Here is a 12,412-nt window from a genome sequence, read left to right on the forward strand (position 1 = left end):
CCCGCTTGCTACAGGGTTTTCAATCCCCTGGAGCAGGGGGACCTTCGGGCTAGGCCTTACTGATCATCAAAATACCGCTCATGCCAATCCACCAGCGGCTGTGGCGAGTTGAGTTTCTGCCCGTAGATCACCGAATAAGACAGCACGTTCTGCACATACTGGCGGGTTTCGTCGAACGGGATGCTTTCCACCCACACGTCGAAACTCAGGTGGTCGGCGCCGCGCAGCCATTGGCGCACGCGGCCGGGGCCGGCGTTGTAGGCGGCGGAGGCGAGTACGCGGTTGCCGTTGAACTGGCTGTGCACCTGGCTCAGGTAGGCGGCGCCGAGCTGGATGTTCTTGTCCGGGTCCAGCACCTGGGCCGGGGAGGCCAGGGGGATGCTGAACTTGCGCGCGGTTTCCTTGGCAGTGCCGGGCATGAGTTGCATCAGGCCGCTGGCACCGACGCCGGAGCGGGCGTCGTCCATGAAGGCGCTTTCCTGGCGAGTGATGGCGAACACCCAGCTGGAATGCAGGCCGCGCACCTTGGCTTCACGCACCAAGGTGTCGCGGTGCGCCATTGGGAAGCGGATGTCCAGGTCGTCCCAGTATTGCGCCTGGCTGATGGTGCGGATCGCCGGGAAGTACCACTTCATGTCGTAGGCCAATCGGGCCTGGGCGACCATCTCGTCACGGTTGAAGTGACGGCTCACGTGGTACCACTCGCGACGGCCATCCACGATCTGGCCTCGGGCGTAGAACTCCAGCGCACGGCGTACGCCGGGGGTGTTGCGCACCTTGTTGATTAGCGCCTGGCTCATTGGCAGCGGTTTGTTCTTCAACTGGTACGGGGCCTTGGAGCGATCCGCTGCGAGGAAGCCGTAGAAGTCGCGCTCTTGCGACAGGTGCTTGTACAGGACCAGCGCTTGCGGGTTTTTCGGCTCGGCCAGTTCCAGGCTGCGGGCCTGCCAGTAGCGCCAGCGGTTGGTGGTCGCCAAGTCCTGTGGGAGTTTGCGGGTCAACTGGTACGCATCTTCCCAGCGCGCCAGGCGCAGCAGCAAGCGCAGGCGCCATTCGGAGACGGTGTTGTCGCGCAGTTCTGGGTCGTACTTGGTCATCACCTCGAGGGCGCGAGGGTCATAGCGCTTGGCCAACGTCAGGCCTATTTCCCGGGCGATCGACACTTTTTCGTCACGGGAGAAGTGCATGCTGCTGGCGTAGCCATCGAGCAGGGCCATGGCCTTGTCCGGATCCTGGCGGGCCAGGCGACGCAAGCCCAGGCCGACGGCGTCCGACATGGCCTCGGTGGCCGGCAGGAAGCGTGACGGGTCGCTGAGCATCTCGGGTTTTTGTGCCACGTCCACCATCAGGCGGCCTTGGGCGCCGAGGGTAGGCAAGGTTTTCACCAGGCTGTTGGCGAGTGCGTAGTTGCGCGCTTCGGCGGCGAGTTTGGCGCGGTCCCAGATCTTCTGTTCGGTGAGCTGGCCGTCGGCCGCCCATTGGCCGAAGGTGGCATCGCAGGCAGCCGGTTGAGACTTGCCGGTCATCCACAGTTTTTCGGTGGTCTTGTAGCCTTCGGCTTTCAGATTGTGGGTGAGCTGGTACTGGCCATGCAGGCAGTCCAGCTCAACGAAATTGAGCTTGGCGTCGTAGTACTTTTCAAAAGTCTGCCAGTCACCACGCTCGGCCAGCCAGCGCAACCAGCGCAGTTTCATCCAGTTGGCCTGGGGCAGGTCGCCGTTTTTGGCGAGGAACTGCTCGATTTCCTGGTTGCTCGCGGTTTTCAGGCGTGCCGTCAGTTCGTCATAGGCCAGGTACGGTGTCAGCGGGTAATCGGCCAGGGCCTGGCTGTATTGCATGTACGGGCCGGTGTCGCCTTTGGCCAGGGCCCGTTTGGCTTCATCGTAATATTGACGTTGGGTGGTGAGGTCCACGGCCTGGGCGGATTGAACGGCGGTGGCGGAAAGAAGCAGACAAGATAAAAAGTTGAAAAGGCGACTGCGCATGAGACGTCCGTGCAGAGAAATCACGACTAGCATCGGCACCGCCGACACTGATTGCCCCTAGCTTAGCCTTTTGCCCGACGCAGACGAAAGCTTTGCTGGGCGGTTCGTTCAAGTTCGTAGCAAATGTCCTACAGAACGTGTCGGCAGCGAAAATGCCAGCCGCATCCCACCCCTAACTCAGGTAGAATGCGCGCCCAGTTTTTGGAGAAGCGTATGACCCTGCTCAAATTCAGCGATGTGTCCCTTGCTTTCGGCGCTATGCCGTTGTTGGACAAGGTGTCCTGGCAGATCGCCCGTGGTGAGCGGGTGTGCATCATCGGCCGCAACGGCACCGGCAAATCCAGCATGATGAAGCTGGTCAAAGGCGATCAGAAGCCTGATGACGGCTCTGTATGGCGCGCGCCGGGCCTCAAGATCGGCGAATTGCCGCAAGAATTGCCGGTGGCCGACGGACGGACTGTGTTCGACGTGGTTGCCGAAGGCCTCGACGGCGTCGGCGCACTGCTCGCCGAATACCATCACCTGGCGCAGAACTGCGTCACCGAAGACGACCTGAACAAACTGATGCACGTTCAGCAAGACCTCGAAGCCCGCGATGGCTGGCGCTTGCAGCAACTGGTCGACAGCACCTTGAGCCGCCTGCAACTGCCGGCCGACAAGACCCTCGCCGAGTTGTCCGGTGGCTGGCGTCGTCGCGTGCTGCTGGCCCAGGCCCTGGTGTCCGAGCCGGATCTGCTACTGCTCGACGAGCCCACCAACCACCTGGACATCGGCGCGATTGCCTGGCTGGAAGAGGCCCTCAAGGAATTCCAGGGCGCCGTGCTGTTCATCACGCACGACCGTTCCTTCCTGCAAAACCTGGCGACCCGCATCCTCGAACTGGATCGTGGCGGCTTGATCGACTGGAACGGCGACTACGCCAGCTTCCTGGTGCACAAGGAAGCTGCGCTGGCCGCCGAAGAAACCGCCAACGCGCTGTTCGACAAGAAGCTGGCCCAGGAAGAAGTCTGGATCCGCCAGGGCATCAAGGCCCGCCGCACCCGTAACGAAGGCCGCGTACGCGCCCTGAAAGCCCTGCGTGTCGAGCGCAGCGAACGCCGCGAGCGTACCGGCAAGGCGAATATCCAGCTGGACACTGCCGACAAGTCGGGCAAGCAGGTGATGGTGCTGGAGAACGTCAGCTTCCATCACCCGGACGGCCCGTTCCTGATCAAGGACTTCTCCATGGTCCTGCAGCGCGGCGACCGTATCGGCCTGCTGGGCGCCAACGGCACCGGCAAGACCACCTTGCTCAAGCTGATGCTCAGCGGCCTGCAGCCGACCAGCGGCACCGTGGAAGAGGGCACGCGCATCGACGTGGCTTACTTCGACCAGCTGCGCCACCAGTTGGACCTGGAAAAGACCGTGATCGACAACGTCGCCGAAGGCCGCGACTTTATCGACATCGACGGCCAGAGCCGCCACGTGCTCAGCTACCTGGGCGACTTCCTGTTCAGCCCGCAGCGTGCACGTACGCCGGTGAAAGCCTTGTCCGGTGGCGAGCGTGCGCGCCTGCTGCTGGCCAAGCTGTTCAGCAAACCGGCCAACCTGCTGGTGCTCGATGAACCGACCAACGACCTCGACGTGGAAACGCTCGAACTGCTGGAAGAAGTGCTGCTGACCTTCAACGGTACCGTGCTGATGGTGAGTCACGACCGGGCATTCCTCGACAACGTGGTCACCAGCACCCTGGTCTTCGAAGGTGAAGGCAAGGTGCGTGAATACGTCGGTGGTTACCAGGACTGGCTGCGCCAGGGCGGCTCGCCGCGCCTGCTGGGCGTGACCGAGAGCAAATCCGGCAAGGCCGACTTGAACTCGGCCGTGGTGGCTCCGGTGGCGGCGGCTGCGCCGGTTGCAGAGGCGGCGCCAGTGGGCAAGAAGAAGCTCAGCTACAAGCTGCAGCGTGAACTGGAAGCCTTGCCGGGTGATATCGAGGCCAAGGAACAGCAGATCGCCGCGGTAGAGGCGGAAATGGCTGACGCGGGCTTCTACCTGCGTCCTGCGGCGGAAACCGCCAAGGTGATTGCCTCCCTGGAGAAACTGAACCAGGAGCTGGAAGCGTTGGTTGAGCGTTGGGCTGAGCTGGATGCCTGAGTGATTCCAGTGCATTAAAAAACCCGGTGTTCATTTTCATGAGCACCGGGTTTTTTATATGAAATACAGTTAAAAATGTGAGAGCTGGCTTGCCTGCGATAGCAGTCTGTCAGTTGATACACCTGGCGACTGACAGACTGCTATCGCAGGCAAGCCAGCTCCCACCTTTGATTTTCAGTGTTCTTAGGAGCTCTTCACCAGCTTCACCGCCAGCACATCGCACGGCGCACCGTGCAGCACATCATTGGCTGTAGAACCCAGCAACAACGCCAAACCGTGACGACCATGGCTACCCACCACGATCAAGTCGCAAGCCTTTTCCTTGGCCAGATGGTGGATTTCCTGGCGCGGTTGGCCGTACGTCAGGTGGCAGTCTTCCTTTTTCAGGTGCGGGTATTTGAGAATCAAACGGTCCAGGCGCTCCTTGGCCTGGTCAAATTGTTGTTGCTGCAACTGGGAAAGGTCCATGGGCACGTCGCCTCCAAAGGCCATGGCCATGGGCTCGACGATATGCACCAGCGACAGTATGGCGCCATTGGCCAATGCAGATTCCTGCGCGCGCTTGATCACCGGATCGCACTCTTCGGTCAGATCGACAGCGACCAGAATATGTTGGTAGGGCATGAGGCGTTCCTCCAAGGGACTGCAATATGTTCAGTATGGCTGCTTTCAAGCGGATGGGGTTGCGTCAGGTCAAATCCGCTCATCTAGAAATTCGGGAGTACACATATGACGGTCTGGATAGTGGTGTCAATCCTTGTGGTGGTTCTGAGCCCCCTGGCATGGCTGCGCCCGTCGCGCCATCAGAGCGGGCGCATGGCCCTGCGCATGGAGGCGCGCCGCATCGGCCTGGCCATGCAGTTGTCGCCCCAGGAATGGCCGCATTGGCTCAAGCAGGAGCCACCGAGCCCGTGCGCGCAGTACTGCCGGCCACGGCGTGGCAGCACACCGGCCATTTGGAGTTACTGGCAGTTGGAGCCCGGAGTCTGGGTGAATCAGTGGCGTGAAGTGTGTGTTGATGAAAAGTTGTTGCCGCATTTTGCGACGTTGCCGGACAACGTCTACAAGGTCGAAGCCGACAAGCAGATGATCGCCCTGTATTGGGGCGAGAAGGGCGAGGCGAGCGTGTTGAAGGCTATCGATACGCTGCTCAAGGCCTTGGCCTGACGCCGACCCTGGCGGCCTGCGACAACCCCCTGTAGGAGCCCGGCTTGCCGGCGATGGCGTTCTCAAGATTGGCGCAATGTTTGCGGGCCCCATCGCCGGCAAGCCGGGCTCCTACAAAGGGCGTGCAAATCATGGAAAACGGCAGGCAATAAAAAGCCCGACATCATCATCGGGCTGGAGTTGGCCAGGCAGGCCGGTAATTCTGTGTTCCCTGCGTCGGATGTTCATCCAAGCGCGGTACGGTTGTCGCTAGCCTAGCGGCATATCCCGTTCTGTACAGCCTTTTCCCTCATCTTTTCCATTATTGATTTCGTGAATATTTGAATATTGACGAGTCGCGGGCTTATGGTCGGGGTTCTGAAATGACTGGAAAGTCGCGTTTTTCCTAGCCTTTCGAGCGATTGACAATTGCCCGGAATTGGATGAAGGTGGCGTACCCAAATCAAACGGGCGTATGAATTGAGCGTTTGTCTGTCAGACCGCTCATACAGAATCCCGACTATCGCATTGGCGGGTGTGCCTGGCGGATTGGCATGAGCATTGACGCAACTGTCAGTGTCCAGCCAGAGGCCAGCGTCCAATGTGTACTGTTCAGCTTCCATATCGTGGAGATCAGTTGATGATTTACGAAGGTAAAGCCATCACGGTTAAGGCTCTTGAAAGTGGCATCGTCGAACTGAAATTCGACCTCAAGGGTGAGTCCGTCAACAAGTTCAACCGTCTAACCCTGAATGAATTGCGTCAGGCCGTAGACACCATCAAAGCAGATGCTTCGGTCAAGGGCGTGATCGTTTCCAGCGGCAAGGACGTGTTCATCGTCGGCGCTGACATCACCGAATTCGTCGACAACTTCAAGCTGCCCGATGCCGAGCTGGTGGCTGGCAACCTCGAAGCCAACAAGATTTTCAGCGATTTTGAAGACCTCAACGTACCGACCGTCGCCGCGATCAACGGCATCGCGTTGGGCGGTGGCCTGGAAATGTGCCTGGCGGCAGACTTCCGCGTCATGTCGGCCACGGCCAAGATCGGCCTGCCTGAAGTCAAACTGGGCATCTACCCAGGTTTTGGCGGTACCGTGCGCCTGCCGCGCCTGATCGGTGCCGACAACGCTATCGAGTGGATTGCCGCCGGTAAGGAAAACCGTGCTGAAGACGCACTGAAAGTCGGTGCTGTCGACGCTGTGGTTGCCCCGGACAAACTGGCCGAAGCCGCATTGAACCTGATCAAGGGCGCCATCAGCGGCGAATTTGACTACAAGGCCAAGCGTCAGCCGAAGCTGGAAAAACTCAAGCTCAACGCCATCGAACAAATGATGTCGTTCGAAACAGCCAAAGGTTTCGTGGCTGGCCAGGCCGGCCCGAACTACCCGGCACCGGTTGAGGCGATCAAGACCATCCAGAAAGCCGCGAACTTCGGTCGCGACAAAGCTCTGGAAGTGGAAGCGGCTGGCTTCGTCAAATTGGCGAAAACCTCCGCAGCCCAGAGCCTGATCGGCCTGTTCCTGAACGATCAGGAACTTAAGAAAAAGGCCAAGGCCTACGACGAAATCGCCAAGGACGTGAAACAGGCTGCCGTACTCGGCGCCGGTATCATGGGCGGCGGTATCGCCTATCAGTCGGCGTCCAAAGGCACGCCGATCCTGATGAAAGACATCAACGAGCATGGCATCGAGCAAGGCCTGGCAGAAGCCGCCAAGCTGCTGGTCGGTCGTGTGGACAAAGGTCGCATGACCGCTGCGAAAATGGCTGAAGTGCTTAACGGCATTCGTCCTACGCTGTCCTACGGCGATTTCGGCCACGTCGACCTGGTGGTCGAAGCCGTTGTCGAGAACCCGAAGGTCAAGCAAGCCGTGCTGGCCGAAGTGGAAGCCCAGGTCAAAGACGACACCATCCTGGCGTCCAACACCTCGACCATTTCCATCTCGCTGCTGGCCAAGGCCTTGAAGCGTCCGGAGAACTTCGTCGGCATGCACTTCTTCAACCCAGTGCACATGATGCCGCTGGTGGAAGTCATCCGTGGCGAGAAGTCCAGCGAGCTGGCCGTTGCCACCACCGTTGCCTACGCCAAGAAAATGGGCAAGAACCCGATCGTGGTCAACGACTGCCCGGGCTTCCTGGTCAACCGCGTGCTGTTCCCTTACTTCGGCGGTTTCGCCAAGTTGGTCAGCGCCGGCGTGGACTTCGTGCGCATCGACAAAGTCATGGAGAAATTCGGCTGGCCAATGGGCCCGGCGTACCTGATGGACGTGGTCGGCATCGACACCGGCCACCATGGTCGCGACGTGATGGCTGAAGGCTTCCCGGACCGCATGAAAGACGACCGCCGCTCGGCGATCGACGCGCTGTACGAGGCCAAGCGCCTGGGCCAGAAGAACGGCAAGGGTTTCTACGCCTACGAGGCCGACAAGAAGGGCAAGCAGAAGAAAGTGGCCGACCCGTCGGTGCATGAAGTGCTGGCTCCGGTCATCTACGAACAGCGTGAGGTGTCGGACGAAGACATCATCAACTGGATGATGATCGCCCTGTGCCTGGAAACCGTGCGTTGCCTGGAAGACGGCATCGTCGAAACCGCCGCCGAAGCCGATATGGGCCTGGTGTACGGTATTGGTTTCCCTCCATTCCGTGGTGGTGCGCTGCGTTACATCGATTCGATCGGTGTGGCCGAGTTCGTTGCCCTGGCTGATCAATACGCTGATTTGGGCCCGCTGTACCACCCGACCGCGAAGCTGCGTGAAATGGCCAAGAACGGCCAGCGCTTCTTCGGTTAAGTGCCCAGACGACTAGAGCGAGAATATTTATGAGCTTGAATCCAAGAGACGTCGTGATCGTCGACTTCGGTCGTACGCCGATGGGCCGCTCCAAGGGCGGCATGCACCGCAACACCCGTGCCGAAGACATGTCGGCACACCTGATCAGCAAACTGCTGGAACGCAACGTCAAGGTCGACCCAAACGAAGTCGAGGACGTGATCTGGGGCTGCGTCAACCAGACCCTGGAGCAGGGCTGGAACATCGCGCGCATGGCGTCGCTGATGACCCAGATTCCGCACACCGCCGCCGGCCAGACCGTCAGCCGCCTGTGCGGTTCGTCGATGAGCGCGCTGCACACCGCCGCCCAGGCCATCATGACCGGCAACGGTGATGTGTTCGTGGTCGGTGGCGTGGAGCACATGGGCCACGTCAGCATGATGCACGGCGTTGATCCTAACCCGCACATGTCGCTGTACGCGGCAAAAGCCTCGGGCATGATGGGCCTGACTGCGGAAATGCTCGGCAAAATGCACGGCATTAACCGCGAAGCCCAGGACGCGTTCGGCCTGCGTTCCCACCAGCTCGCCCACAAGGCGACTGTGGAAGGCAAGTTCAAGGATGAAATCATCCCGATGAACGGTTATGACGAGAACGGTTTCCTGAAACTGTTCGACTACGACGAAACCATTCGTCCGGATACCACCCTGGAAAGCTTGGCCGCGCTGAAGCCAGCGTTCAATCCAAAGGGCGGCACCGTGACAGCCGGTACTTCGTCGCAAATCACCGACGGCGCTTCGTGCATGATCGTGATGTCGGCGCAACGTGCCCAGGACCTGGGCATCCAACCGCTGGCCGTGATCCGTTCGATGGCTGTGGCAGGTGTGGACCCGGCAATCATGGGCTATGGTCCTGTACCGGCCACACAAAAAGCCTTGAAGCGCGCAGGCCTGACCATCAACGACATCGACTTCTTCGAGCTCAACGAAGCTTTCGCCGCACAGGCCCTGCCCGTGCTGAAAGATTTGAAAGTACTCGACAAGATGAATGAGAAGGTTAACCTGCACGGCGGCGCGATTGCCCTGGGCCACCCATTCGGTTGCTCCGGTGCGCGTATCTCCGGCACTTTGCTTAACGTGATGAAGCAAAATGGCGGCAACCTAGGGGTTGCAACCATGTGCATTGGTCTCGGCCAAGGCATTTCCACCGTCTTCGAACGCGTCTAAGCGTTAGGTTGACGGAAGCCGGGGCCCAGTGCCCCGGTTTTTGTTTTTGGGTGGTTTTGTATTTTTTTTTTAACAAATTTTGTAAGAGGGCCAGAGCATGAAAGTCGAACCAGGGCTCTACCAGCATTATAAAGGTCCGCAGTACCGTGTTTTCAGTGTGGCACGCCACTCCGAGACCGAAGAAGAAGTAGTGTTCTACCAAGCACTGTATGGCGATTACGGCTTTTGGGTACGCCCCTTGAGCATGTTTGTGGAGACCGTCGAGGTTGACGGCGAGCAGGTCCCGCGCTTTGCTTTGGTCCAGGCCGAACCCAGTCTTTTTTCAGGGCAATAACGGCAGGTCGCGCAGAATGCTGCGCTTGACCTCACCTTGTTGCCACTATATATAGCGTTGCCGCGACAGGCGCCAACTGCCTTTCACTTCTCGAATTCAGGAATTTTCCGATCCATGGGCAAATCGCTGGTCATTGTGGAATCCCCGGCTAAGGCCAAGACCATCAACAAGTACTTGGGCAACGAGTACGTGGTGAAGTCGAGTATCGGCCATATCCGAGACCTGCCCACCAGCGGTTCGGCTAGCGCCAGCAAGGAGCCTGCCGCCAAGCGCGGCAAGGCGGCTGCGGGCGAAGGTCCGGTGCTCACCCCTAAAGAGAAAGCGCGCAAGCAGCTGGTCTCGCGCATGGGTGTGGACCCGGATCATGGCTGGAAGGCCAAGTACGAAATCCTTCCAGGCAAGGAAAAGGTCATCGAAGAGCTGCGCCGGCTCGCCAAGGATGCTGACACCATCTATCTCGCGACGGACTTGGACCGCGAAGGGGAAGCCATTGCCTGGCACCTGCGGGAAGCCATCGGCGGTGATGACAGCCGCTACAAGCGTGTGGTGTTCAACGAAATCACCAAGAAAGCCATCCAGGAAGCCTTCTCCAAGCCGGGCGAACTGGACATCGACCGCGTCAACGCCCAGCAGGCCCGTCGTTTCCTCGACCGCGTCGTGGGTTATATGGTTTCGCCGCTGCTGTGGGCCAAGATCGCCCGTGGCCTGTCGGCCGGTCGCGTGCAATCGGTTGCGGTGAAGCTGGTGGTGGAGCGTGAGCGCGAGATTCGTGCGTTCATCCCCGAAGAGTACTGGGAAGTCCACGCCGACCTCGGCACCGCCAAGGGCGCCAACGTGCGCTTTGAAGTGGCTCGCGAAAAAGGCGAGGCCTTCAAGCCGCTGAACGAAGCCCAGGCCATGGCCGCGCTGGAGAAGCTCAAGTCTTCCAGCTACAGCATCGTCAAGCGTGAAGACAAACCGACCAGCAGCAAGCCATCGGCGCCGTTCATCACGTCCACCCTGCAACAGGCCGCGAGTAACCGCCTGGGCTTTGGTGTGAAGAAAACCATGATGATGGCCCAGCGCTTGTACGAGGCCGGCTACATCACTTATATGCGTACCGACTCCACCAACCTGTCGGTGGACGCAGTCGCGATGGCGCGTACTTATATTGAAAGCGAGTTCGGCAAGAAGTACCTGCCGGAGAAGCCAAACGTCTACAGCAGCAAGGAAGGCGCACAGGAGGCTCACGAAGCGATTCGTCCGTCCGACGCCAACACCGAGCCAAGCAAGCTGAGCGGCATGGAGCGCGATGCTGAGCGCCTCTACGAGCTGATCTGGCGCCAGTTCCTGGCCTGCCAGATGCTGCCGGCGCAATACCTGTCCACTACTGTGAGCGTGGGCGCTGGCGACTTCGAGCTGCGTGCCAAGGGCCGTATCCTCAAGTTCGACGGTTACACCCGTGTGATGCCGCAAATCGCCAAGCCTGGCGATGACGACGTGCTGCCGGACATGGCCCAGGGCGACACCCTCAAGCTGATCCAGCTCGACCCGTCCCAGCACTTCACCAAGCCGCCGGCGCGTTATTCGGAAGCCAGCCTGGTAAAAGAGATGGAAAAACGCGGTATCGGTCGTCCGTCGACCTATGCAGCGATCATCTCCACCATTCAAGACCGTGGTTACGTTGCGCTGCACAACCGTCGTTTCTACTCGGAAAAGATGGGCGACATCGTGACCGAGCGCCTGTCCGAGAGCTTCTCCAACCTAATGGACTACGGCTTCACTGCCGGCATGGAAGAGAATCTCGATGACGTGGCCCAGGGCGAACGCGACTGGAAAAACGTGTTGGACGAGTTCTACGGCGACTTCAAGAAAAAACTCGAAGTAGCCGAGAGCCCTGAAAATGGCATGCGCGCCAACCAGCCGGTGATGACTGACATCCCGTGCCAGACCTGCGGTCGGCCGATGCAGATTCGTACGGCGTCCACTGGCGTGTTCCTCGGCTGCTCGGGCTACAGCCTGCCGCCGAAAGAGCGTTGCAAGGCCACTGTCAACCTGGTGCCGGGTGATGAAATCGCCGCCGACGACGAGGGTGAGTCCGAGTCGCTGGTACTGCGTGGCAAGCACCGTTGCCCGATCTGCAGCACGGCGATGGACGCCTACCTGCTGGACGAGAAGCACAAGCTGCACATCTGCGGTAACAACCCGGATTGCAACGGCTACGAGATTGAAGAAGGTACCTATCGCATCAAGGGCTACGAAGGTCCGAGCCTGGAATGCGACAAGTGCGGCAGCGAGATGCAGCTCAAGACCGGCCGTTTCGGCAAGTTCTTCGGTTGCACCAACCCGACCTGCAAGAACACCCGCAAACTGCTGAAAAGCGGTGACGCGGCGCCGCCGAAGATGGACCCGGTGAAGATGCCCGAGCTCAAGTGCGAGAAGGTCAATGACACCTACATCCTGCGTGACGGCGCTTCGGGGTTGTTCCTGGCGGCCAGCCAGTTCCCGAAGAACCGCGAGACCCGCGCGCCGTTGGTGCTGGAGATCGTGCCGCACAAGGATGAGATCGATCCTAAGTACCACTTCCTGTGTGAAGCGCCGAAGAAGGACCCGGATGGTCGTCCAGCCGTGATCCGCTACAGTCGCAAGACCAAGGAGCAGTACGTGCAGACCGAAGTGGACGGCAAGCCTACCGGCTGGAAAGCGTTCTACGACGGCGGCAAGTGGAAGGTCGAGGATAAGCGCCAGGGCGCTTGATCAACTAATCTGCCCACTATGTAGGAGCGGGCTTGCTGTGGGGGGGGGGGGGGCGGCCCCCCCCCCCCCCCCCCCCCCCCCCCCC

Annotated in this window: 8 protein-coding genes; 6 read left to right on the forward strand and 2 right to left on the reverse strand. The window is 59.9% G+C overall.

Annotated features, from left to right (window positions below; translation table 11 throughout):
- Positions 1-56: 56 nt before the first annotated feature.
- Positions 57-1,985, reverse strand: a complete 1,929-nt coding sequence (locus tag WH299_RS29385; RefSeq protein WP_122724975.1) for a transglycosylase SLT domain-containing protein — start codon at positions 1,983-1,985, stop codon at positions 57-59.
- A gap of 213 nt (positions 1,986-2,198) precedes the next feature.
- Between WH299_RS29385 and WH299_RS29390 the strand changes: the two genes are divergently transcribed.
- A complete protein-coding gene (locus tag WH299_RS29390) occupies positions 2,199-4,118 on the forward strand; it encodes an ATP-binding cassette domain-containing protein (protein ID WP_339551996.1) in 1,920 nt (639 codons plus the stop codon).
- Positions 4,119-4,301: 183 nt separating this feature from the next.
- On the opposite strand, the gene WH299_RS29395 is transcribed toward WH299_RS29390, so the two are convergent.
- Positions 4,302-4,742 carry a universal stress protein gene (locus WH299_RS29395; RefSeq protein WP_122724979.1) on the reverse strand — a complete coding sequence of 147 codons (441 nt, stop codon included), beginning with the start codon at positions 4,740-4,742 and terminating at the stop codon, positions 4,302-4,304.
- A gap of 105 nt (positions 4,743-4,847) precedes the next feature.
- Here WH299_RS29395 and WH299_RS29400 point away from each other — a divergent pair, with 105 nt between their 5' ends.
- The 5 genes from WH299_RS29400 (at position 4,848) to topA (ending at position 12,327) form a co-directional block, all read left to right on the forward strand.
- The gene (locus WH299_RS29400) at positions 4,848-5,285 is read left to right on the forward strand and encodes a hypothetical protein (protein WP_028619415.1); all 438 of its coding nucleotides are present in this window, start codon (positions 4,848-4,850) and stop codon (positions 5,283-5,285) included.
- 619 nt (positions 5,286-5,904) lie between these two features.
- The gene (gene fadB / locus WH299_RS29405; protein ID WP_028619416.1) at positions 5,905-8,052 is read left to right on the forward strand and encodes a fatty acid oxidation complex subunit alpha FadB; all 2,148 of its coding nucleotides are present in this window, start codon (positions 5,905-5,907) and stop codon (positions 8,050-8,052) included.
- Positions 8,053-8,081: 29 nt separating this feature from the next.
- A complete protein-coding gene (fadA, locus tag WH299_RS29410) occupies positions 8,082-9,257 on the forward strand; it encodes an acetyl-CoA C-acyltransferase FadA (protein WP_339551997.1) in 1,176 nt (391 codons plus the stop codon).
- A 97-nt stretch (positions 9,258-9,354) separates the two neighbouring features.
- Positions 9,355-9,591, forward strand: coding sequence for a DUF1653 domain-containing protein (locus WH299_RS29415; protein ID WP_028619417.1), 237 nt, complete (start codon positions 9,355-9,357; stop codon positions 9,589-9,591).
- A gap of 114 nt (positions 9,592-9,705) precedes the next feature.
- Positions 9,706-12,327 (forward strand): type I DNA topoisomerase, encoded by a 2,622-nt coding sequence (gene topA / locus WH299_RS29420; protein WP_339551998.1) that lies wholly within the window; start codon positions 9,706-9,708, stop codon positions 12,325-12,327.
- The last annotated feature ends 85 nt before the right edge of the window (positions 12,328-12,412 follow it).

Origin of the sequence: Pseudomonas sp. MYb541 (genome assembly GCF_037479595.1) — a bacterium.
Classification (GTDB): domain Bacteria; phylum Pseudomonadota; class Gammaproteobacteria; order Pseudomonadales; family Pseudomonadaceae; genus Aquipseudomonas; species Aquipseudomonas canadensis.